Origin of the sequence: Paenibacillus naphthalenovorans (assembly GCF_001465255.1) — a bacterium.
Lineage (GTDB): Bacteria > Bacillota > Bacilli > Paenibacillales > NBRC-103111 > Paenibacillus_G > Paenibacillus_G naphthalenovorans.
Map to the genome: position 1 here is coordinate 2252034 of NZ_CP013652.1, position 21986 is coordinate 2274019.

A 21986-nucleotide genomic window follows, 5' to 3' on the forward strand; every position below is an offset into this window, starting at 1 on the left:
AGACTCCCGTCAGAAGCCGGAATAAATTCTGCTTTCTTTGAGCTTTCATAATGTATTCATTTATCAAAGAAACTGCGAAAAACCCACAATTCCTCCAGATTTGCTATCATATCCGGTTGGTTTTGCCGGAATTCGGAGAGCATCCCCGTGGCCCGATTCCATTCTTGGGGAAACCGGTTTTGCCGCCATCAAGTAATAATAGCGCTGTCATTTTGCATTGAATCATCTCTTCAATAAACATACTTATGGCGTTATGCAATTATTAGTATTTTGGATACTATGGGATGAATCGTGTTTTAGTTGATTCAACGTTGTTAGGGCAGCCTAGCCCGAATAATTCTCTTCAGGAAAACGCAAAAACTCCTAATGTCGGAAGGTAGGGGTTCCCATGGACATAAGGAGCTGCTTTTCATGTAATGCGGATATTGATATTTGTATTCCCGGATCAAACTGCTGAGGAGTAACCCCGGCCTTTCGGGTTGTCAAAGGTTGTGCAGCCAATTCAGAATCACGGTTTGCAGCTGTTGGATGCGGCCTGTAAACACATGGTCGGCGTCCGGCAGCACATGAAGTTCAATCCCGCTGCCGGATACGCGCTGCAGCGTCTGTGAACCTGCGACAGGAACAGCAATATCCGCTGCACCATGCACGATTAAACATCGTCCCTGCAGACCAGGCTCTGTTGTCAGATCAGGCTGCTTGAGCAAGTCCCGTACAAAGCCTCCGTCCAAGGTGAAGCCTTTTCCGTAAAAATTAGCGATGGTCTCTCCACGTAACGCTTGTTCCCACAGTTGAGGTCCAAGGATGATCTGCTGAAAATTTTCGACCGGCCGGACAACAGGCGCCAACGCAATTTTTCCGGCCGCCGGGCCCTCTGAATCGTCATAGGAACACGCTAAATAACCTCCCAGACTATGGCCCAGCAAACAGACCTTCAATCCGGCCAGCGTCGGCTGCTGTCCGGCCCATGCGATAACGCTGCGCAAATCCTCCTTCCACCCTGATACCGTGGTATCAGAAGCAAACTCGCCCTCGCTTTCTCCGGAGCCGGCAAAATCAAAGCGCACCACATGGATTCCGGCGGATTCCATGGCAAGTGCAAGGCGAAGGAGAAGCTGATTCGCGCCAATTTTGTCTCCTGTAAACCCATGGCACACCACAACCAGCAGGTCACCTGCGGGATGCTCGGGTGTATGAACTATCGCTGACAATCGCCTGTTACGGCTTGGGATCCAATAGTGTTCTTTCATCGTCTTACTCCCCTCCTTTCACATCTTCGGTCATCCGGTTCATTGAGCGTGTACATCGAGCACCCGGCTCTGACAAAAACCAATTTTATATCGGGATGGCTTGCCCTTGACGGGACGCGGTTCTTTCAGTTTCTATGATATCACTTATGTTTAAAACCGGGAATCCCGCGGAAGCAATGGAGCAAGCATCGCCGTAATTCGACGGTTCAGCGTTCCGCAAAAACATATCTATATTATTTTTTTGTAGGCCCCCTTATAAAACAACAATGGATCCCCGTCATCCATTTGTATGGCCTTGACCTCCCCGACAAACAGGGTATGGTCGCCGCCGTCGTATGTTCTCCATAACGTGCAGGCTAAGGAGGCCAGGCATTCTCTGATGATAGGAATATCTTCATGATAGTCATATTGGATCTGCTCTTCTACGGAGTCTTTACATTTCCCGGCAAAATGACCGGACAGCTCCTGCTGGCTTTCTCTCAGGATGTTGATGCCGAATGTTTTATTCTTTTCGAGATAAGCATGCGTTTGCGCTTTTTTACCGACACACACCAATACTAACGGAGGCTCCAACGAGACAGACGTAAACGCATTGGCCGTCATTCCTTTAACGGCATATCCGTCCGATGTAGTTATAACCGTCACCCCTGTGGAGAACATCCCTAACGCCCCCCGAAAATCTTTGCTGTCAAAATGGGTATTCATCGTATGCCTCCTTGTTTTATCTTGGTACGGGCACTTCACAAAGGCGGTGTCTAAAAAACGTACCGGATACGGCTATCGGTCTTCTAGACACCCATGAGCATAAGGCTTATTCACAAAGGTTGTTTCACTTTTGGATGCGCGGCAGCACTTCTTCCATCAACAGCTGCATGGACTGCTTCCACTGTTCCGGCGCATCCAGGTAATCATAGGTAGTAACCAGGAGCGTCCCAAAGCCTCCCACGGTGTCGTAAAGCGCTTGCAATTTTCTGGCTACCGTATCCGGAGAACCTACAAGCCAGCTGGTTCGCGCCATGTATTCAGGCGTTACCTCATCATCTGTGACCGAGGAATCCTGCTTAAGAATATCTAAGGCGCCCAACTCCTTGAACGTAGGCAGCCAATATTCTTTATGCTGACGTCCCATCATTCCGCCAAGCGACCATTCCAACGCTTCTTCATCCGTCCGGGCAACAAATACTTCCCTGGTAATCCGCCATTCCTCGCGGTTCGGCGTACGCCCTGTGCGTGCGGCCCCTTCGACTACCGAGTCCCAATGGCTGGCAATATACTCGTTTTTAAAGCCGAGACTCATCGGAATGTACCCTCGCTCGCCGCAAAGCTTCAGTGTCGGAGAGCCCGGGCTAAGCCCTGTAATGCCGATCGGCATATGCGGCTTCTGATAAGGGTACATGTGAAATTTCAGCAAATTTCCGCCGATGTGCGTGTTCACGTTCCAGTATTGACCCTCAAATTTAAACGGCTCTTGTTCGGTCCAAAGCTTCAGCATGATGTCAAAAGCTTCATTCATCATTTTCCGGTTTTCTCCAGCCGGTATGTCTACATCGAACAGCGTACCGTCACCGAGCAGTCCGCCTGCGCCTACTCCTAACATAAGTCTTCCTTGCGCCAAATGGTCAAGGTAGGCAAGACGGTGGGCCAGTTCGATTGGATGATGGTATGGCAGCAAATGAGCCCCCGGAGCCAGTTTGATCCGTTCTGTACGCTGCAATGCCTGAGCTATAATAAGATCGGGAGAAGGCACGGGTTCCCAGGGCGAGGAGAAATGTTCCCCTATCCATACTTCTGAAAATCCTAATTGATCCGCCCACTGAATGACATCTAAATCCCATTGGGCTGCATCGTACCGGTTTCTTTCCGGGGGATGGGAAGGCATTAGAAACAATCCGAAATTCATACAAATTCCTCCTTAAGGGCTTGGGATGTTTGCTCTACGGGAAGGAAGATCTGTAGATGGACTCCCGCTTGCTTAATTTTAGTGAGCAATATTCGTGCCAAAGCATTCAGCCCGTCATCCGCCGGATAAATCAACTGCCTGATGCAGCTGCCATTGTCATGTTGATACAAAAAATGGCTTAGCCGTCCCATTGTGTCCCATAATGTTCATGTATGGAAAATCACCTTAAGGGATCAACCATGGTAAAAAACAAAAAGAGCAACAAGGCATCAGCCTGTCGCTCTTTTTCTAAAGAAGAATTTTACTGCAATTCTACACTCTTTACAGTATGTACATTCACTTGATATGACTAAATTATTAATTGTTTGCTAAGTCTTTCAAAGCTTTACCTGGCTTGAAAGCCGGAATTTTGCTGGAAGGGATTTCGATTTCTTCACCAGTTTGCGGGTTGCGACCTTTGCGGGCGGAACGCTCACGAACTTCGAAGTTACCAAATCCGACCAATTGTACCTTCTCCCCGTTTTGCAACGCTTCGGAGATGGCCTCAAATACAGCTTCAACAGCTTTGGTTGCGTCTTTCTTGGACAACTCGCTTGTTTCAGCTACCTTGTTGATCAAATCGGATTTATTCATGCGATTCACCTCCTCCCGAAATCATCGATTATGCCGTTACTCTCTTTGTTAACCGTTTCATTAAAAAATATACGTAGATTACGTTTACAACAAGGAAATCAAGATTTATATTAATACAGCACTAAGGTATTTTCAAGTAAAAAGACAAAAAATGCACCCTTTGGAGTGCATTTTTTAGCGAAAATAGTCAAATTCGTTACAGAATGATGGCAATCAGACCGCCCGAGCCTTCGTTGATAATACGTCCAAGCGTTTCTTGAAGCTTGTAACGGGCATTGTCCGGCATCATCGCCAGCTTGCCTTGGATGCCTTCCCGTACGATGGAATGAAGAGAACGGCCAAAGATGTCGGACTCCCAAATTTTGAGCGGGTTGTCTTCAAAATCCTGCATCAAATAACGGACCAGCTCCTCACTCTGCTTTTCTGTCCCGATGATCGGCGAGAATTCCGACTCCACATCCACACGAATCATATGAATCGACGGCGCGGTGGCCTTAAGCCTTACCCCGAACCGGGAGCCTTGGCGAATCAGCTCCGGCTCGTCAAGCGCCATCTCCTGAAGCGTCGGCGGAGCAATACCATAGCCGGTCGTTTTGACCATCTCCAGCGCCTCGGCAAAATGATCGTACTCCCGTTTGGCATGAGTGAATTCCTGCATCAGCTGGAGCAAATGGTCCTTGCCGCGGATTTCCACACCGACGACTTCCATCAGGATACGGTCGTACAGCTCATCCGGAGCGTACAAATCAATCTCTGCCACGCCCTGCCCCATATTCATTCCAGCCAAAGCGGCTTTATCAATAAATTCATATTCCTCGAAGCCCGCAACGACACGATCCACGTCACGCAGCCTGCGAATGTCCTGTACCGTTTCACGAACGGAGCTTTCAAAGCTTGTGCGAAGCCAGTGATTATCACCCAGAACCATAACCCAGCCCGGCAGATTGACATTCACTTCATGTACCGGGAACTCATACAGCACTTCACGGAGTACGGACATCATATCATCTTCATTCATATTGGCTACGCTCATGGCTACGACAGGCACGTCATGCCTCGCCTGCAGCTCGCTGCGCAGCTCCAGCACCGCTTCGCTCTGCGGTTTGGTGGAGTTGACAATGACAATGAACGGCTTTCCGACTTCCTTCAGTTCATTGATGATACGCTCTTCCGCTTCTATATACGAAGCCCGGGGAATTTCGGCGATGGAGCCGTCTGTCGTAATCACAACGCCAAGCGTCGCATGCTCTTGGATCACTTTGCGCGTCCCGATTTCCGCGGCTTCCTGAAACGGGATGGCCTCGTCGAACCAAGGCGTGTTGATCATACGAGGTCCATTCTCATCCTCATAGCCTTTTGCCCCCTCGACTACATACCCGACACAATCAACCAGACGAACGTTAACATTCAGCCCTTCCGCAACATGCAGCTGCACCGCATTGTTTGGTACGAATTTCGGCTCCGTCGTCATGATGGTACGGCCCGCTGCGCTTTGCGGCAGCTCGTCGGTTGCCCGGGCACGATCGGCTTCGCTTTGAATGTTCGGCAGCACGATCGACTCCATAAAGCGCTTGATGAACGTTGATTTTCCCGTACGGACCGCTCCAACGACCCCCAGGTAAATATCCCCGCCAGTACGCTCTGCAATGTCCTTAAAGATATCCACTTTTTCCAATGAGAATCCCTCCTACAGGTTGTTTAAGACGAAACTCGTACATGCTACGGTCTAGTACAAATATATGTATGACAGAGCAAAATATGATGGCAAGAGCATAAAATATTTTCGTCACTCTTTGGCCTGCCTTGTTTTCCGCAAGACGCCACAGCTTTCATTCCTGAAAAATATATGTTTGCAGGAGAGTCTTTATTCTATCTTTTTGGAAAAAGAAAAACCTCTATGACCTTTTATAAAAGGTTCATAGAGGTGATAGTCAAAAATGCGCGGCTGTGGGAACAGGACGACCGTTTTTCCATTGATAAGCAACAGAGCGGGCGGGGACGAAATAAGAATCCTGTACCAACAGCACTCGAAGATCCTGCATACCGTCCAGTTGATTCTGCAGCTGTTTGCTGTCAATCAGCCGCATAATTTCAATCGCGTAGTCAATCCAGACTTGTCCGGAATCCTGGATGATAAAAGGCAGCTTAATCGCGGGTGAATACATGCTTGCCGTTTCTTCCGCCTTGCGGTTTAATATTTTGTAATCAATGGTATAAAAGCCCGGAGAAATTTCTTCCCCCAGCGGAAGCTTGCCTCCTGATTTGATCTTGTATTCGTCAACGGCCTTCTGAAGATCCAATGTTTTTTGAAATGAAGGAATATCCATCATTTTTACCGCAGGCTTTGTTTCCACATCGACAAGAACATAGGCAGCGGTGCCGCCGTTCTCAAAGGCATTAACCGGGATAGAGCTGAGATAGGGACCCTGAAGCTTTCTAAAATCAACCGGATATTTCTCATAGATCGGTGTATTTTCGGTGCTGTTTTTGATAGGCAGTACCCCTGTCTTCGCTTTGTATTGATCAATCGCGTTCTGTACAACCATGACGTATTCACCGCTCGCCATCTGGTTTTCCTTACGCAGTTCCTTAGGGTACAAGCAGCCGCTAAGCAAGACGGCCGACAGCAGCAGCGTCCCAAAAAGACGCCATAATCTCATTACCATTCCTCCTCCTGCTGTTTTTCCAACTGACGGCGTATCGCACTTTTCAGCGGATCCTCCGGGACAAAGACGGTTACGGGTTCCTGGCCGCTTAATTTGGCCTGACAGGCTAACCGATATCCTTCTTCATAAAGGCTTCCCAGCTTCAAACGTTCATTTACGTTCATCGCCTTCAAACCCGTTTCGCCGCCTGCAATGACTCTTACCTTGCACATCAGGCAAGCGGCTTTGCCGCTGCATCGAGTTCGAATGTGCACACGAGCCTTCCGGGCCGCATCGAGAACCGTGGTGCCGGGCCTCGCTTGAATCGACTTGTCATCCGGCATAAAAGTGATTTCCGATGCCATATCACGGCCTCCTTCATTGAGTTAGAACACGGCCTAAGAACTTTCTTATTCCCCAGTATATTCTAATAGCTGCTTTAAACGCGCAATCAGCTCGGCACTGAACTGATTGCGTTCCGCCAGCTTTTCCAAAACAGTCCTGTGAATGTCCAATCCACTTTTACGGCAAATGTCTGCAATCGCATGATAGCGGTCCGGACGGTTTCTCAGCATATTAAAAATCATTTCGTGCATGAGCGGCATAAGATGGATGACGGTCCCGTCGTGTAATGAACCCCTCACCGCATGCTCCGCCGCCAAGTAACCGGCTTCTACCCGATATACGCTGTCCATGGCCCGCACTTCGAATGCGCCTACCAATTCCACCTTGACTCCCGCGACCTCATAATGACTCAGAATCGAGCTGTAGATCGCCGTCTCGCTTTCGATCTGCTCATCGGTGGAAAAATGCACCAACGCCTTGTGCATGACAGGCGCCTGCTCGCGATCAATATACAAATCCAAATCCCGCGGAGCGGCTGACAGGGCAGCACCTTGCAGCATCAGCCCCGTACTTCCTCCGACCAGCCATGTCAGGTTCATATGACGGGTGGATGCAACAAGCTCTTTAAGAGCACTATGAAGCGGCTCCGGTGCGGTTATGACGTTCTGATATTTTATCACGGCTTCCGTCTCTCCCCTACATTATGGATACAAACATGTAGAGCAGGATCGGGATAAACATTAAAAAAGCAATAAGCGATAAAATAAACCGGACCACGCCGGTCGTTTTGTTTCTTGCATACGTGATCAGCAGTGAAGCAACTACCATCAAGCCGATGGCAACAAAAGATGCCCACATCTTGTCCAATGGCGACATATCAATTCCTCAACCCCCAAAAATGCTGCATAGATAATTACATCATAACACAAAAAAAGCACAAGCGCCCTTGTACGGCAGCTTATGCCATAAAACTGTTACTTTTTCATGATGTTTTTCATGAGCTGTTCCATATTATTCGGGTCCATCTTACTGCTTTTGATCGCTTGAATGAGTTCTTTCGTGGTTTGTTCCGATACAGGGATGTTCACCAAGCCCGCTACCTGTTTGATCAGCTTTCTCAGTTGAGCTTCACTTTGCATGGTTGACGGTTTAACGCCGCTGGCCAGCTTATATATATCCTTTTCCGAAACACTTTTACCGGTCTTCTTTTTCACGACATTGAGCACTTCTTTGGGCGTGTTCTTGCCAGTCAATAATTTCGACCTCCTCAGACAGAAAATGACCACAATAGTCCGCATGGCCGGACTAAAGTTTCAGTCTGAGGTATTATATGTATCTTTTGCTAGACCCGTGTAGGCGGAAGCCTCAACACAGCCAATCCGTTTGCAACTGCTTGGCCACTTCCTCGATTTCATGTGTAGGACCGCGGCCCATCAGATCCTCTACCGCCGTCTTGGGGTCTTTACCGTCAAATAAAACCTGATGCAGCTCATCTGTAATCGGCATGGTAATTCCGTGTTTGCGAGCCAACAGATAGGCAGCTTGCGTCGTCTTTACTCCTTCTACCACCATCCCCATCTGCGCAAGAACCTCCTCAAGGGAAAGCCCCTTGGCCAGCATCGAACCGGCCCGCCAGTTGCGGCTGTGCCGGCTGGTACAAGTCACTACCAAATCCCCGATCCCGGCTAAACCTGCAAACGTCAGCGGGCTTCCGCCCATAGCCGTACCAAGTCTTGCGATTTCGGCCAGTCCGCGGGTAAGAAGCGCCGCCTTCGCATTATCCCCGAAGCCAAGGCCGTCGGAGAGACCGGCTCCCAATGCAATAATATTTTTGAGTGCGCCTCCTACTTCAACCCCTACCACATCCGGATTCGTATAGACGCGGAAATACGAGTTAATCAGCAGGTCTTGAGCTTTTTCAGCCGCTGCTTTATCATGCGCAGCCACGACAACCGTAGTCGGACAACGCTCTATCACTTCTTCCGCATGGCTCGGCCCGGACAATACAACGATCCGATTTGGGTCATACATTGGCAGCTCATCCTTCAGAACCTCGCTCATCCGTTTCAAGGTACCTGACTCAAACCCTTTGGTTGCGTGGATTAACAACGTATCTTCATTTACGTAGGACTTCAAAGCGGAGGCAATTTCCCTCATCGCCGATGATGGAGAAACAATGAACACGGCCTCCGCGCCGTTTACCGCTTCCTCCATGGAGTTCGTTGCCCGAATGAGAGGGGATAGCTCCACGTCATGTAAAAAACGGCGGTTGCGATGCTCCGTGTTAATCTCCTCCACCTGGTTCTCGTTTCGGGACCACAGGCAGACCTGACGGCCGTTCTCCGCAAGCACCGAGGCAATCGCGGTTCCCCAGCTTCCTGCGACCAACACCGCAACTTTGCCGGAATCAGGCATGTACGAACACCTCTTTAGCATAGGATTAAAGTTGCTTTTTGGCACCAAGCTTATTTTCATTTCCTTTTAGCAGCTTCACGATATTGCTCCGGTGTTTAAACCACGCAAAAACAAAAAGAAGCAAACTGAGCACTAATATTTCATTAGGCAGGCCCATAAACCAGATAAAAATCGGTAAGAGAGCAGTAAACAAAAGCGAGCCTAATGAAACGTATCTGGTCAATACGATGGATAATATGGCAATGATTCCGGCATAGAGCGCTGGAAAAAAGGCAAGCGTCGCCATCACTCCGATGGTTGTCGCTATTCCCTTGCCGCCGCGGAAGCCAAAAAAGATCGGCCAGTTATGTCCGACGATGACGCTGATTCCTGCCAGTACTTCGAATAGGGAACTGCCGCCGCTTAAATAGCTGCCGATCCATACGGCGCTCATCCCTTTGATCACATCCAGCAGCAGCACGGTAATTCCCGGACCTTTGCCAAGAACACGCATCGTATTGGTGGCCCCGGCATTCCCGCTCCCGTGCTGACGGATGTCAATTCCCTTCAGCAATCTGCCGGCTAAACAGCTGAAGCTTACCGAGCCAAGCAAATACCCGATCACAAGTGACAATAAGCTCATCAAGACACGTTCTCCTACCCTTCTTCAGACTTGCGCCGAGTAAACATCCGAACGGGTGTTCCTTCAAAACCGAAAGCACTGCGGATTTTATTTTCCAAATACCGTTGATAAGAAAAATGCATAAGCTCGGGATCATTGACAAAAAAGACGATCGTCGGAGGCTTAACCGCCACCTGGGTAGCGTAATTAATTTTCAGGCGCTTTCCTTTATCCGTCGGAGGCGGATTAATGGCAACGGCATCCGATACCACATCGTTGAGGACATGGGTTTGAATCCGAAGCGTATGCTGCTCCGCAACATGATTCACCATGGGAAACAGCTTATGCAATCTTTGTTTGGTTTTGGCCGAAAGGAACACGACGGGCGCATAAGTCATGAATAAAAAGTGATCGCGGATTTTCTGGGTAAACTGGTGCATCGTTTTGTCATCCTTCTCGACGATATCCCATTTATTCACTACGAAAATCGCCGCTTTCCCCGCCTCATGCGCATATCCTGCGATATGTTTGTCCTGCTCGATAATTCCTTCCTGCCCATCGATCACGATCAGAACAACATCGGCCCGTTCAATGGCTTTCATGGCCCGCATCACGCTGTACTTCTCCGTCGTCTCGTATACCTTGCCTCGTTTGCGCATACCCGCCGTGTCAATAATGACGTACTTCTGCCCATCCTTCTCGAATGGCGTATCGATCGCATCCCGTGTCGTGCCGGCCACATCACTGACAATAACCCGCTCTTCCCCAAGAATCGCATTGACCAAAGAAGACTTGCCGACATTCGGACGGCCGATCAGCGCCACCCGGATGACGTCCTCTCCATACTCCTCATCCGAGGTATCCGGAAAATGTTTAGTCACCTCTTCCAGCAAATCGCCGATGCCTGTGCCGTGAGAACCGGAAATGCCCACGACTTCTCCGAATCCGAGACTGTAAAACTCATAGATATCGTCCATGCGCTGTAAATTATCTACTTTATTCACGGCGACGACGACAGGCTTTTTCGCCCGGAACAACAGTTCTGCAACCTCGCTGTCAGCCGGGGTGATCCCTGCTTTCGCATCGACCATAAAGATAATGACGTCCGCTTCCTCAATAGCGAGCTCCGCTTGCGCGCGAACGGAGCGCAGAATATGATCTTCGCCATCAATTTCAATCCCGCCGGTATCGATGACGCTAAATTCCCTGTTCAGCCATTCCCCTGTACCGTACAGGCGATCGCGGGTTACCCCTGGCTTATCTTCAACGATCGCCAGCTTATCGCCGATGATACGATTGAATATCGTCGATTTTCCTACATTAGGCCGCCCGACGATGGCTACGATTGGTCTTGCCATGCACTTCATTCCCTTATATATAATGTGGATAATCCAATCAAACGCGTATAGCGGCAGTTTTTGGCGCAATATCATAGCTTGCGAGCCATTCTGCAAACTTGGGTCATTAAGCCAAAAACCATCGATGCAATTCGAAGATGAGCGACCGCGTATAGCGGTAGTTTTTGGCGCAATATCATAGCTTCCGAGCCATGCTCGCAAGCTATGATATTATAACAAAATATAGCAAGCAAGTAAATGAAATGAGACATCGCTAATCATGATAAGCTTTATGATCGACGATGATGAATGTCCCATTCTGCAAATCATAAGCGGAGGCATCCAACTTTTTCTCCAGCTTGAACGCCACCTCCTGTTGTTCATCCGGATTATCTACAATAAAGATCGGAGCTCCTCCGCCTACCTTATTTTTGTACATCGTCACCACGCGCACGGCAAGCCGGCCGTCATTCATATCCAGCCTCGCAAGAGGGACCAGAGAAGGCTCTCCTTCGTCCCGGTAAACGCCCATAATCGTTGATATATCATGGAGAAGCGCCTGCCTTTGTCACGGATTGGCGAACGTAACCCGTGCATTTTTGTCCTTGGGCACCAGTACCAGTCCGAGTGCTTTTTCGCGGAGAATGTTTTGTGATTCACTTAATCCCGCATTCTTACGTCCCTGAACTGCTGAGCGGCCATGGCCAAAAACGTAATGGCGGTATAGTTTTTCTCAAGCAGAGACGGTACGGCTACGGCACCCAGCCCCGCCGCAATCACCCCCAACGAGAGGTGAATGATTTTCCCATGAGGATAGGTCGGGTATTGCCGGTAATCCGTCCTTAGCATCGTAAACCGGGCGGCTACCCCAAACAATACGCCCAAGACAATCCCTACGGTATACTTTTGCTCAACGATCCAAGCCTACATTTCAATCCACTTCCTTCCGGATTTTTTGACCGGCCCAGATTCACCAATGTGTTGAAGTCCCTTACTCCTTGCGCTCCCGTATAGCATTCCAAACATAATAATACGCTTTTTTGCATCCTGCAGCCGCTGACTCCAACACAAGCGAGCTTCCTCTTGCCGCATAGAGGGTCAACCACCATACATCCTGAAACCCCGCATGACCTATCACCATATCCGTTTGTTCCCGATGGGAATAGGCGTACATTCCCTCTCCAATAAGCAGCCCCAGAGACAAAGCGGCTACCTGGAAAGCAGGCCAGCGCACCAGTGCAGAAACGAGCAAACCATTGATTATCGCCATCGTCCACTCTGGATTAAGAATGATCATCGCCGGCATCAGATGGATGGTTTCCTTCAAAAAGAAAAAAACCGACCCGAGCAATAGTCCTACGGAGAATAGATGAAAACGCAGCAGCATTCCCCGGGTTCGCAAAATAACCAGAAACGACACCGACAAAAGTAAAGGAACGCAGCCGAATATCCGCCATTGATCCAGCGTAAAGCTCCAGCCCAGTAAAAGCAGCCAAGCAATAAAAAAAAGAAGTAGACTCAGATGAGTAATACCTCTTAATATAATCTCTTTCCAGCCACTGGCGAACAAAATCAGCGATACAACAATCAATAATAAGGACAGATAGCCCGCGTTCATTCGCACCACCCCAAATGTAAACACCCAGCTCTTTACCTTAGTATGGCTTTCCATATTTGGTTTTAATCAAACTTTTCGGTATCCCGTACGCAAAGCGTAAGAGCTTATATCCACCCCGCGAGCGGCGCACCACTCCGCCGTTTCTCCCGTTATCACTACCGGCATCTCATGCAAACGTTCTATGGAGTTTGCACCCATCGCCGTCATCAGGAGACGAAGTTCTTCATGGAGCGTCACGATTTGGGTCACAAGCGCCTCCGTTCCTTGTTCGCGCAGCACTTTCAAGAGAGATCCTGCCATGCCTACAGCGGATGCGCCAAGGGTTAAAGCTTTGCAAACCTCCAGCGTCCGGGAGATCCCTCCCGCGGCAATAATAGAGGCGTCAATTTGATTCCGATGCTTAGCTTCCAACACTTCAAGAAGTGCGATCGTTGTCTTGCAGCCCCAATCATTCAGCCAATCCATAGGAACACGGCGTCGTGCATTCTCTATGGCAGCGAAATTGGTACCGCCTGCACCCCCTACATCGATTATTCGTACACCGCATTGAAACAAAGCCTCCGCGCTTTCCTTGACCATGCCGAAGCCGACTTCTTTTACCATGACAGGCACGCCGACTTGATCGACAATCGTTCGGATCCTTTCCAGCACCCCGCAGAATTCCCGGTCACCTTCCGGCATAATCAGCTCCTGCATCACGTTCAAATGAATCTGCAGAGCGTCTGCCCGAAGCATGTCCACAGCGCGTAAAGCTTGCTCCAGCGTCGCTTCGCTCCCTAAATTCCCGAAAACGATTCCTCCCGGATTTACCTTGCGGACAACACGGTAACTGGATTCCACTTCCGGATTCTTGATCGCCGACATTTGAGAGCCGACGGCCATAGCGAGTCCCGTCTCTCTCGCCGCCGCTGCCAGTTCCCTGTTAATTTCTTCCGTCTCATGAGCTCCTCCGGTCATCGCATTAATGACAATCGGCGAGCTCAAATTGAGTTCGCCGATTGAGGTTTGTAACGATATCTGGTCCGAAGAAATGCCCGGGAGACAATTATGGATCAGCTTGATATCGCGAAAGCCATGCTCATCGCTATGACCAAGCTGCAGAGCATGATGTACATGCTCCATCTTCCTTGATATGCGCACCCGTATTCCTCATTTCTTGAGATAAATGGCTTATTTGAATTTGCTTAATTTATCACCAAAACGCTCACCCAGCGTTAAGTTCAAGCTTTGAAGCTCTTCATGGGAAACCGATTCTCTTTTGGATCCTCTTTCTCTATCCGCTTTCGGTTCACGAGCTGGCGCTTCTTCCGTTTCTTTAATGCTCAAGGAAATGCGTTTTTCATCAGGATTCATATCAAGCACTTTCGCCTGAACCTCTTGACCCTCCTTCAGCACTTCAAACGGAGTAGCGATGTGACGATGAGCAATTTGGGAAATATGAACCAGTCCTTCAACACCTGGAGCCACTTCGATGAATGCGCCGAATTGAACAAGACGCTTGACGGTCCCCGTTACGATATCGCCAATTTTAATTTTGTCCTGCACCTGCTGCCAAGGTCCCGGCTGAGTAGCTTTGATGCTCAGGGAAATACGCTCATTCTCGGGATCAACCTTCAGCACCTGAACTTTAACCTGATCGCCTTCCTTTACAACTTCAGAAGGGGTTTCAACATGGTGCCAAGCCATTTCAGAAATATGAACCAGACCGTCTACTCCGCCGATATCGATAAATGCACCGAATTGCGTCAGACGCTGAACCGTACCGGTCAACTCTTGACCGACGGAAATTTTGGAAAGAACTTCCTTCTTCCGGGCTTCGAATTCTTCATCCAACACATCTTTTTGAGAAAGAATCACTTTGTTTTTTTCGCGATCCATTTCTTTCACGCGCAAACGCAGCGTGCGGCCCTTGTAATCGCTGAAATCCTCAACAAAATTGCGCTCCACCATGGAAGCCGGCACAAAACCGCGAAGACCTACGTCAACGACCAAGCCGCCTTTCACCACTTCAGCAACTTTTGCCTCCAGGATCGTTTTATTTTCCATATCGGCCGCCAGCTTATCCCACGCTCTTTCATTATCGATAGCGCGCTTGGAAAGCACCAGCTTTTCCTTGTTGTCGTCAATGGTCAATACCTTTAATTCCACTTCCTGACCTACTTCAACACCTTCAGCGGCATTTTCCAATTGAAGGGAAGATAATTCACGCACAGGAATGACGCCGTCATATTTGTAACCTACATCGACGATGGCTTGGTCGGAATCGACTTTAATCACTTTACCTTTAACGATATCGCCTTTCTTAAGAACGACGACATTCGCCATGGATTCTTCTTGAGATGCCTCTTGCTGTACATTTGTTTCTTCTGTCATATCAATTACCTCCTTAACAACCTAACCACAGTAATGTATTTTAGAAAAAATTTCATCATCGTTTTTTAAGTATGCCACAATTTCTCATTTCGATTCGTGCTGCTTCACCATAGCGCGAATGACGGTCATAATTTTGTCAGTAGCCTGCTCCAATCCTTCCGGACCTCCGTCGGCAAATTCACTGATGTCAACCGGCGGGCCGTAGACTACCTTCATCCGTCTAAAAGGCTTGTAGCTGCCGATGATGGCTGCAGGAATAACGGTCGCTCCCGATTTCATCGCCAAGCTGGCCGCACCTTTCTTCCCTATGCCTCCGGCGTTGCTTCGCGTGCCTTCCGGGAATATGCCCAGCATATGGCCGTCTTTCAGAAGCTGCAGTGAAAGTCGAATCGATTCTTTGCTGACGCCGCCGCGCTTGACCGGAAAAGCTCCGATTCTCGGAAGAATATAACCCAGGACCGGGACTTGAAACAGCTCGGCTTTGGCCATGTAATGAACCTTGCGGTCAAGCGGCGTGCCCAAAACCGGCGGATCCCAGTTGCTTCTGTGATTGGCGCAGAGCACCACGGCGCCTTCCTTGGGAATGTTTTCTCTCCCTTCGGCCTGCAATCGGAATAAAATACGGAACAAAAGACGGAAAATACCGCGAAAAAAAGTGTACAGCAATCTTAGTTCACCCCACTTACACGGGTCTTGCAGAGCTCCAATATGCGATCCACCACTTCGGGTATCGTCATTTCGGTGGTATCCATCCATACGGCATCCGGCGCTTTCACAAGCGGCGAGGCCTCGCGCTGTTCATCCATCCGGTCCCTCTCCGCAATTTCGCGTTCCAATTGCTCAAGCGTAATATCCGGTCTGTCGCCGCTGATTTCCTTGAGTCGTCGTTCGGCACGGACTCTGACGCTTGCGGTCAGAAAGATTTTCAATTCGGCATCCGGCAATACATGACTGCCGATGTCTCTGCCGTCCATAACAACACCTTTCTTGCTGGCCAGTTCCTTTTGCTTAGCGGTTAGAATACTGCGGATTTCGGCGATGGATGCAATCCTGGACACATTCCCTGTCACCTCTGCCGAACGAATCATGCCCGTAACGTCTTTGCCGTCCACAAAAACCAATTGTCCGTGCTCGCCGGGTTCCAAACGGATATCCAATCTTTCCGTCAACGCAATCAAATCCGCCGTTTGCTCCAGTGGAAGGCCCTGCTGCAAAATACTCCAAGTAACGGCCCTGTACATCGCGCCTGTATCAACATATACAAAACCAAGCGCATTTGCTACGAGACGAGCTATGGTGCTTTTGCCTGCCCCTGCCGGACCGTCGATGGCGATGTTAAACTTCTCCAAGATGAGGCCTCCTTAATACAATGAAGCGGACGAGCATTTTGAAAAAAAAACAGGCCGAAGCCTTAAGCAATCAAAATTATACCATAGTTTTCCCTATGAAGCAAAACTCTAGTGCCTAATCCGGTTTATAGCCGGAGAGGAGGCTGACGGATAGGGATTGCCTTCGAGCTGTTCCACTTTTACTAAGAGATGCCGAATCTGCGGATGCTGCAGCAGCAGCTGCGATACGGCCAATGCCATCATAAGTATAACGAGCATGACGATCAGCGCTTTTTCCACCCTTTGAGCAAACAGCAAAAACAAGTCTTCGTATCTGCCCGTCGTTTCGTTATGATTCTTAGGCTTCATGAGCATGCCACCCTGTTATTTTGGATGGTAGTATACCCTATGACAGGAAAAATATGCCCTTTAATTTTTACGGATTTCGAGCTGCCTTTCGAAGCAGAAGCGGATAATCTTTTGCCGGTCGCGGTCGCTGATTTCGGCGTAACGCAGGATGACCTGCTGCTTTCCCGTTTCCACGGGCTTTACGCGCACGATTTCGCTTTTGAACGGCACATGCTCGATTTGCCCGTTCTTATAGTGAATCAGCAGCCAGCAGCTTGCTGTTTGCCCGGTATGAGCGGGAATGTAACCGTCGCAATAAAAGGAAATGCCGCCGCCGCTGACATCCTCCGTCAACGTAACGAACTGCAGCTGCTCAGATAATTTCACGGCAATCTCAAGTTCGGCAGGCACACGCAAAAAATTTCTTCTCTGTGCCTTTGTTATGGATTCGGGCTGCGGTTTTTTGATGTGCACCAATCTGATGACATCATCTGAAAAACCGGTAACGGAAGTGTTAAAATAATTTTTCACTCCGTCTTCGGTAATGAAATAAACGGAAAGCTCGTCCCCTTGGTATAATCGCTTGAAACGTCCTGTTTTATCCGACATCGGAATCTCCATGCTGATATGGGATTCCGTGATATCGGCTATCCTGGATTTATACTCTTGTTTCGCTTCTTCCTCATCGATGGAGTTGATTTGTATGTACAAAATTTGGTTTATTTTTGGTAGCAAAGCCCGACCCCTCCCTGTGTGCTTACCGCCAAGTCTTTTTGTGCTGTGCAGCCTACTTGATTATTATAGCATTCCAGGTGCATATGGAAAGGGGACAACGAAAAAAAGCCCTTACTGTTGAAGTACGGGCTTTTTTCACACGAATTATTGACTTACAGCGGCGGCTTCATCCGCTCCCAAATGGTCGATTTTTTCTTCGGCACCGGAGTCCGCATTAATGTAAACACGGTACACGCCTCCATTCACGCGTCCGACATACTGATAGCACAAGACCTCTTCATCAATATCGTTGCGAATCAGCGCTTTATCCACACTCGTAACCTTGAAGTTCGGACTTAATGTTTTGAGCGCTTCTTCGTTCGTCAGCTTGGGTGCCGGAAGCTGGCGGTCTTTCTTATCGAACACATAATCGCTTGCCTCAAGTCCGGTCACTTCCCCATTATCCAGCGCCACTCTAACGGCTACCTTCTCCAAATAATTGATCACATCATTCGTCCGGGCGGCGAAGGTCAAGTTGGCTGTATTGTAGTATTCGTCATAACTTACGGCTGTCATATCCTTATAGTCATGTTCGTCCAGAAATTGTGCCGCAATATCTCTGGCTTGGCGCAAATCCAGCTTCTTTTCAGGAACATCGCGCGGGGCCGAAAACCATAGCAGCTGTCCGCCTTTGCTGGAGAAATCCATCTGAATTCCGTCCGGCGAACCGTCTCTCGGCGCGCTTACGCTAAACGAATGGTTCTCGGTACCCGCCCCGTTCTCGACCACCTTCAGCGCGGATGCATCAATCCCCAGGAATTTTGCCGCCTTTTGCTTTACGTCCTCCGCCGTTACCTCCGGTCCCGAGAGCATGCTGATATCCCGTCTTTGATACATGCTCATCACGGCGGGACTCCAACTGATCTCCGGATATTCACCTACCTTTTTGTCCATGGTGGAGAAGCCGTCAATAATGGCGTTGTCTTGGTTTTCTTTGTTGGAAGCCAGAGCGAGCTCTACATCCATCCAACGTAAATTGTTCTGAAGGACTTTCGTCTGGACGTCGCGCAAATCTTTCGCAATTTCGGTGGAATGCTGGTAAAGTGCGTTCATCGTCTTGATCTCCTGCTCATCCAGCGGATGCTTGCTCAGGTCGCGGACGGCAGCGCGATAAGCGAAATTGGAGATTTTGGACAAAAAGTCTTCAGTCTTGCTGAACGGAAGCATGGTCAACGGCAGCTGGCTGATCTCATTCTGCGCCTGGCTGGTAATGCGCCAAACGTTGATCAACCCTTTTTTGTATGCATCCTGTGAGGTGGAATTCACTGCGAGCGTATTGCCGAGCTCGGTGTGCAGCTTGTCCAGATGAAACGATAAGTCATGGAAAGCACGTTGATATTGATTTTCCGCCTTCATCAAGATCGTGTTTTTTTCCTGATGCTCGAGGTACCCCCACACCCCGGTCCCGATGAGCGCCAGCAAAAGAAACGGAAACATGACGATGCTCAATCTTTTGTACATTTTCGACAGATCTCCCTTCATCAGAAAAACTTGGGCTTAGTTTGCGCTTGAAGGTAGATCCTTTATGCAATCAACAAAATAAAAAAGTCGGCTTCCGCCGACCCTGACACTTCAGAAATCATGTGTTTCGATGTCAAAATCCATTTCATTATTGCAGATGCACTGCTTAAAGCCGGTATCAATCTTTCCTTTTTCCTTCCGGCCCCTCAAAATAAATTTCTCTCCGCATCTTTTACAGCGGATCGTTACTTTCACGCGCGGGCTTGCTGCGGTCATGGCTTCCCTCCGGTATGCGCAATCGTTATTGTACTCCCATTATGGGCAAACCGGCTATATTTTAATCCGTTCTTCCCGTGTTATCCTCCCGAGAGGCGACTTGGCGTTGGCCCGGTTCACTTTCCACAGGCTCCGCAGCCACAAGAAGCACATCAGCGGCGCCATAAACCAAACCCAATACGATTTGGTGGCAAGCAAAATATAGTCAAAAATGCCGTGCCAGAAAAACGGCAGCGCGAAAGCATAGAACAAATGCCGATTGGTCCGTTCCGGAGTAAATCTCGCTTTGCCGAAATGAAAACCCATCATGACACCGAACATGGCGTGACCCGAAACGGGCAGGAATGCCCGCATCATCAAATCCGCAAAATGAAGATTGCTCAAAAAAGCGTAAATGACATTCTCCAGCGTGGCGAACCCGAGAGAAACGGCCACGGCATATACAATGCCGTCGTAGGGTTCGTCAAAGGAGGTATGCTTGAATATAACAAAATAAATGATGAACCATTTAAAAAACTCTTCTGGAAATGAAGAGGCGACAAATGAAAAGACAAACGGATCTTCACCGAGCCCCTGCAGCAGCGCATGTTGAAGCACCATGACAGGAAACACAAGGATCATCCCGAACAAAAAAAGCTTCAACACCTGAGAGATCGGCTCGGGATCGTAACGGTCTTTTAAATAAAAATACGACAGCAGAGCGACACCAGGCGCAATAGCCATCGTAAGGATAGATAAGACGCTCAAAGCGGCCCTCCCATCTTTACGCCCAGCCGCGGAAACGCGCAGCCTCCGCCATTTTGCGGACGCCGGCCATATAAGCAGCCAAACGCATATCGACATTTCTCGTCACATGAATATTATAGACATTTTCAAACCCTTTTTCCATCATTTCTTGCAGCCTGGCATGCACTTGCTGCACCGTCCAGTAATATCCCTGATTATTTTGCACCCATTCGAAGTAGGACACCACCACGCCTCCTGCACTAGCCAGCCCATCAGGTTCCAGCAGGTCATCGCCCTTGAATACCCCAGCTTTGTAAGGGTCTGTTCAATGCTGTGCTGTGTCGCGTGAAGAACGTTTAAGTTGTCGGTCACAAGCAACCCACCCTCTGTTCAAACCTTGGAAGGAGATCAAGCCTTCCTCGGCATTTATGGGTTCGCCGCTACTACAAACACTGCCTTTTGGTCATGAAAACGCAATTGGATTGTCTTTAAAGAACCGTTTCGGTGTTTCAGCAGATGGAGAGCTACGCCACGCCCTTGGTTCGGCTCCCCGACGGGCTGCGGCTTTAACAGCATAATAACATCCGCAGAGGCCTCCACGCCTTGCGGAAGAGCTTCTTCCCCGATATCCGAAGGAATCGCTGCCAGAACGGGACCGCCCCGCTCTCTGGACCACTGCTTGAGGACATAAGCCAGCATCGTCTGATGCTCGCTTGCCGATTTGGGAGTCTGCTGCAAGCCGGTCACAGGAATCCGGTTAAGATGATCAATGAAAACGACCGGCGTTTTTCCTGCCATCGCCCCGATTCGCTCGATGGAAGCCATCACCCGGTCCATGGGCGTGTCAATGGAGCATTCGATCGTCCACAACATTTTGCTGATTTGGGTATACTGCTTGTTCGCATCACTTACTTCTTCAGGGGGAATTTTACCGCTCAGCACTTTTTGCGGCTCCGTGCCGATGATGCGGGCAATGCTTCGAGCCCATAGCTCAAAAGCCGTCATATCCCACGAAACATAGACGACTGGCGTTTGCTCGGAAGCGATATGATCGGCTATTTGTTTCATCAGCATCGTTTTGCCGGATGAGGCGCCTCCAGCAATCAAATAAAGCCCGCTGCGCAGCCCGCCGAACAACGTTTCATCGAGTTCCGCAATTCCCGTAGGAATGCCGGACGACTGGCCGCGGTGTCTTTTCATATATTCTTCCGTATATATCGTAATATTTTTTACATCGGGGGCGATGGGTAGCATCATCGTTTCTTCCATCGTTTCATTTAACAATTTCATGAAGGTATCCAACGGATGTTGTACGCGCACGAAGAAATCGTTGACATCTCTTATGGATTCCGGCATTTGAACGATGAGCGCCTGCTTGGCTATCGGTTGCAGCATGGTCAGTATTCTTACACTTTCACTCCTGCCAAGCTCATCATTACCGAGACAAATAAACACTCTCTTCTCCCTAAGTTTCTCCGCATGACTATCCTTGAAGGTCATCCAGACAGGTACGCATACCGCCGGGAGCCGGGCCTGAGCCAAGCTAAGAACATCGAAGACACCGCTTGCGAGAATGACATCCTCCGTTTCTTCCAGGATCTGTTCATTAAACATTATATCATCGACACCGAGCAGCGATTTGTATTTCGGTTCGCGATGATCGATCGAACGACCGATTAAATCAACGGCAGCGCCTTCCGCATCCGCTATCGGAATGATCACCCGGTTTTCAAAATAATCCCCCAGTTTGTTTGAATTCACATAAAAACCGATTTTACCAGGCTCGAAGCCGATCCGGTAACGTTCAACCGTTTCCTGAGCGATGCCCCGCCGCTGCAGATACAAGAATGCCTCCTCGCGCAGCTGTTTCTGATAATGAACGACCAGCTCCTCTAAATCAAAGGTAGCTACGGCCGCGCTTCTATTGGTTCCCGACATCGCCTTACTTCCCCCCGC

General features: G+C 49.2%; 24 protein-coding genes and 2 pseudogenes. All 26 read right to left on the reverse strand.

The features are described 5' to 3' along the window. Positions 1 to 482: 482 nt before the first annotated feature. The 26 genes and pseudogenes from IJ22_RS11195 to IJ22_RS11325 all read right to left on the reverse strand — a co-directional run bounded on the left by IJ22_RS11195 (position 483) and on the right by IJ22_RS11325 (position 21968). Positions 483 to 1250 (reverse strand): alpha/beta hydrolase, encoded by a 768-nt coding sequence (locus IJ22_RS11195; RefSeq protein WP_062408864.1) that lies wholly within the window; start codon positions 1248 to 1250, stop codon positions 483 to 485. Positions 1251 to 1478: 228 nt separating this feature from the next. Then, positions 1479 to 1955 carry a flavin reductase family protein gene (locus tag IJ22_RS11200; protein ID WP_062408865.1) on the reverse strand — a complete coding sequence of 159 codons (477 nt, stop codon included), beginning with the start codon at positions 1953 to 1955 and terminating at the stop codon, positions 1479 to 1481. Between the two features lie 124 nt (positions 1956 to 2079). Further along, entirely contained in the window at positions 2080 to 3150 is a 1071-nt protein-coding gene (locus IJ22_RS11205; RefSeq protein ID WP_062408866.1) for an LLM class flavin-dependent oxidoreductase, read from the reverse strand. 357 nt (positions 3151 to 3507) lie between these two features. Continuing rightward, entirely contained in the window at positions 3508 to 3783 is a 276-nt protein-coding gene (locus IJ22_RS11215; protein WP_062408868.1) for an HU family DNA-binding protein, read from the reverse strand. A 196-nt stretch (positions 3784 to 3979) separates the two neighbouring features. After that, positions 3980 to 5458 carry a stage IV sporulation protein A gene (gene spoIVA, locus IJ22_RS11220; protein WP_062408869.1) on the reverse strand — a complete coding sequence of 493 codons (1479 nt, stop codon included), beginning with the start codon at positions 5456 to 5458 and terminating at the stop codon, positions 3980 to 3982. Positions 5459 to 5714: 256 nt separating this feature from the next. Then, positions 5715 to 6443: a hypothetical protein gene (locus IJ22_RS11225; RefSeq protein WP_062408870.1), complete on the reverse strand. Its 729-nt coding sequence runs from the start codon at positions 6441 to 6443 to the stop codon at positions 5715 to 5717. After that, positions 6443 to 6793: a 2Fe-2S iron-sulfur cluster-binding protein gene (locus tag IJ22_RS11230; protein WP_054818273.1), complete on the reverse strand. Its 351-nt coding sequence runs from the start codon at positions 6791 to 6793 to the stop codon at positions 6443 to 6445. Before IJ22_RS11230 ends, IJ22_RS11225 begins: the two co-directional genes overlap by 1 nt. A 45-nt stretch (positions 6794 to 6838) precedes the next feature. Then, positions 6839 to 7453, reverse strand: a complete 615-nt coding sequence (locus tag IJ22_RS11235; RefSeq protein WP_062408871.1) for a nucleotidyltransferase domain-containing protein — start codon at positions 7451 to 7453, stop codon at positions 6839 to 6841. A gap of 16 nt (positions 7454 to 7469) precedes the next feature. Beyond that, positions 7470 to 7649 carry a DUF2768 family protein gene (locus tag IJ22_RS11240; protein ID WP_062408872.1) on the reverse strand — a complete coding sequence of 60 codons (180 nt, stop codon included), beginning with the start codon at positions 7647 to 7649 and terminating at the stop codon, positions 7470 to 7472. Between the two features lie 98 nt (positions 7650 to 7747). Beyond that, on the reverse strand, positions 7748 to 8071 hold the full coding sequence (locus tag IJ22_RS11245) for a stage VI sporulation protein F (RefSeq protein ID WP_171005811.1): 324 nt from the start codon (positions 8069 to 8071) through the stop codon (positions 7748 to 7750). Positions 8072 to 8138: 67 nt separating this feature from the next. Beyond that, entirely contained in the window at positions 8139 to 9188 is a 1050-nt protein-coding gene (locus IJ22_RS11250; RefSeq protein WP_062408873.1) for an NAD(P)H-dependent glycerol-3-phosphate dehydrogenase, read from the reverse strand. Positions 9189 to 9213: 25 nt separating this feature from the next. After that, entirely contained in the window at positions 9214 to 9810 is a 597-nt protein-coding gene (gene plsY, locus IJ22_RS11255) for a glycerol-3-phosphate 1-O-acyltransferase PlsY (RefSeq protein ID WP_201023612.1), read from the reverse strand. A gap of 14 nt (positions 9811 to 9824) precedes the next feature. Further along, positions 9825 to 11147 (reverse strand): ribosome biogenesis GTPase Der, encoded by a 1323-nt coding sequence (der, locus tag IJ22_RS11260; RefSeq protein ID WP_062410956.1) that lies wholly within the window; start codon positions 11145 to 11147, stop codon positions 9825 to 9827. Positions 11148 to 11400: 253 nt separating this feature from the next. Then, positions 11401 to 11565, reverse strand: a complete 165-nt coding sequence (locus IJ22_RS27195) for a capping complex subunit for YIEGIA (RefSeq protein ID WP_373864961.1) — start codon at positions 11563 to 11565, stop codon at positions 11401 to 11403. Next, a pseudogene (locus IJ22_RS26740) lies at positions 11554 to 12044 on the reverse strand (YIEGIA domain-containing protein); the annotation flags it as partial. The gene IJ22_RS27195 and the pseudogene IJ22_RS26740, both read right to left, overlap by 12 nt. A gap of 73 nt (positions 12045 to 12117) precedes the next feature. Beyond that, on the reverse strand, positions 12118 to 12744 hold the full coding sequence (locus IJ22_RS11275; protein WP_062408875.1) for a YphA family membrane protein: 627 nt from the start codon (positions 12742 to 12744) through the stop codon (positions 12118 to 12120). A gap of 66 nt (positions 12745 to 12810) precedes the next feature. Next, a complete protein-coding gene (gene fni / locus IJ22_RS11280) occupies positions 12811 to 13866 on the reverse strand; it encodes a type 2 isopentenyl-diphosphate Delta-isomerase (protein WP_201023631.1) in 1056 nt (351 codons plus the stop codon). A gap of 48 nt (positions 13867 to 13914) precedes the next feature. Beyond that, entirely contained in the window at positions 13915 to 15117 is a 1203-nt protein-coding gene (gene rpsA / locus IJ22_RS11285) for a 30S ribosomal protein S1 (RefSeq protein WP_062408877.1), read from the reverse strand. Positions 15118 to 15201: 84 nt separating this feature from the next. Beyond that, positions 15202 to 15783 (reverse strand): lysophospholipid acyltransferase family protein, encoded by a 582-nt coding sequence (locus tag IJ22_RS11290; protein WP_062408878.1) that lies wholly within the window; start codon positions 15781 to 15783, stop codon positions 15202 to 15204. A gap of 2 nt (positions 15784 to 15785) precedes the next feature. Beyond that, positions 15786 to 16466, reverse strand: coding sequence for a (d)CMP kinase (cmk, locus tag IJ22_RS11295; RefSeq protein WP_054818268.1), 681 nt, complete (start codon positions 16464 to 16466; stop codon positions 15786 to 15788). A gap of 108 nt (positions 16467 to 16574) precedes the next feature. Continuing rightward, the gene (locus IJ22_RS11300) at positions 16575 to 16814 is read right to left on the reverse strand and encodes a hypothetical protein (protein ID WP_054818267.1); all 240 of its coding nucleotides are present in this window, start codon (positions 16812 to 16814) and stop codon (positions 16575 to 16577) included. A gap of 60 nt (positions 16815 to 16874) precedes the next feature. Continuing rightward, on the reverse strand, positions 16875 to 17528 hold the full coding sequence (locus IJ22_RS11305; protein WP_062408879.1) for a flagellar brake protein: 654 nt from the start codon (positions 17526 to 17528) through the stop codon (positions 16875 to 16877). A 144-nt stretch (positions 17529 to 17672) separates the two neighbouring features. Beyond that, positions 17673 to 19028, reverse strand: coding sequence for a germination protein YpeB (ypeB, locus tag IJ22_RS11310; protein WP_062408880.1), 1356 nt, complete (start codon positions 19026 to 19028; stop codon positions 17673 to 17675). A gap of 330 nt (positions 19029 to 19358) precedes the next feature. After that, a complete protein-coding gene (gene prsW, locus IJ22_RS11315) occupies positions 19359 to 20051 on the reverse strand; it encodes a glutamic-type intramembrane protease PrsW (protein ID WP_062408881.1) in 693 nt (230 codons plus the stop codon). A 16-nt stretch (positions 20052 to 20067) separates the two neighbouring features. Further along, positions 20068 to 20313 (reverse strand): annotated as a pseudogene (locus IJ22_RS11320) (glutamate dehydrogenase); the annotation flags it as partial. A 143-nt stretch (positions 20314 to 20456) separates the two neighbouring features. After that, positions 20457 to 21968, reverse strand: a complete 1512-nt coding sequence (locus tag IJ22_RS11325) for a DnaB-like helicase C-terminal domain-containing protein (RefSeq protein WP_062408883.1) — start codon at positions 21966 to 21968, stop codon at positions 20457 to 20459. Positions 21969 to 21986: the final 18 nt, after the last annotated feature.

Bases quoted from the DNA above. Each gene is read 5' to 3' on its own strand.
- IJ22_RS11245 (WP_171005811.1), bottom strand. From the start codon at position 8,071: ATGCGGACTATTGTGGTCATTTTCTGTCTGAGGAGGTCGAAATTATTG.
- IJ22_RS11205 (WP_062408866.1), bottom strand. From the start codon at position 3,150: ATGAATTTCGGATTGTTTCTAATGCCTTCCCATCCCCCGGAAAGAAAC.
- IJ22_RS11215 (WP_062408868.1), bottom strand. From the start codon at position 3,783: ATGAATAAATCCGATTTGATCAACAAGGTAGCTGAAACAAGCGAGTTG.
- plsY (WP_201023612.1), bottom strand. From the start codon at position 9,810: ATGAGCTTATTGTCACTTGTGATCGGGTATTTGCTTGGCTCGGTAAGC.
- IJ22_RS11230 (WP_054818273.1), bottom strand. From the start codon at position 6,793: ATGGCATCGGAAATCACTTTTATGCCGGATGACAAGTCGATTCAAGCG.
- ypeB (WP_062408880.1), bottom strand. From the start codon at position 19,028: ATGTACAAAAGATTGAGCATCGTCATGTTTCCGTTTCTTTTGCTGGCG.
- IJ22_RS11240 (WP_062408872.1), bottom strand. From the start codon at position 7,649: ATGTCGCCATTGGACAAGATGTGGGCATCTTTTGTTGCCATCGGCTTG.
- der (WP_062410956.1), bottom strand. From the start codon at position 11,147: ATGGCAAGACCAATCGTAGCCATCGTCGGGCGGCCTAATGTAGGAAAA.
- IJ22_RS27195 (WP_373864961.1), bottom strand. From the start codon at position 11,565: ATGTACAAAAATAAGGTAGGCGGAGGAGCTCCGATCTTTATTGTAGAT.
- fni (WP_201023631.1), bottom strand. From the start codon at position 13,866: ATGGAGCATGTACATCATGCTCTGCAGCTTGGTCATAGCGATGAGCAT.
- rpsA (WP_062408877.1), bottom strand. From the start codon at position 15,117: ATGACAGAAGAAACAAATGTACAGCAAGAGGCATCTCAAGAAGAATCC.
- IJ22_RS11225 (WP_062408870.1), bottom strand. From the start codon at position 6,443: ATGAGATTATGGCGTCTTTTTGGGACGCTGCTGCTGTCGGCCGTCTTG.
- IJ22_RS11200 (WP_062408865.1), bottom strand. From the start codon at position 1,955: ATGAATACCCATTTTGACAGCAAAGATTTTCGGGGGGCGTTAGGGATG.
- IJ22_RS11325 (WP_062408883.1), bottom strand. From the start codon at position 21,968: ATGTCGGGAACCAATAGAAGCGCGGCCGTAGCTACCTTTGATTTAGAG.
- IJ22_RS11195 (WP_062408864.1), bottom strand. From the start codon at position 1,250: ATGAAAGAACACTATTGGATCCCAAGCCGTAACAGGCGATTGTCAGCG.
- IJ22_RS11275 (WP_062408875.1), bottom strand. From the start codon at position 12,744: ATGAACGCGGGCTATCTGTCCTTATTATTGATTGTTGTATCGCTGATT.
- IJ22_RS11250 (WP_062408873.1), bottom strand. From the start codon at position 9,188: ATGCCTGATTCCGGCAAAGTTGCGGTGTTGGTCGCAGGAAGCTGGGGA.
- IJ22_RS11300 (WP_054818267.1), bottom strand. From the start codon at position 16,814: ATGAAGCCTAAGAATCATAACGAAACGACGGGCAGATACGAAGACTTG.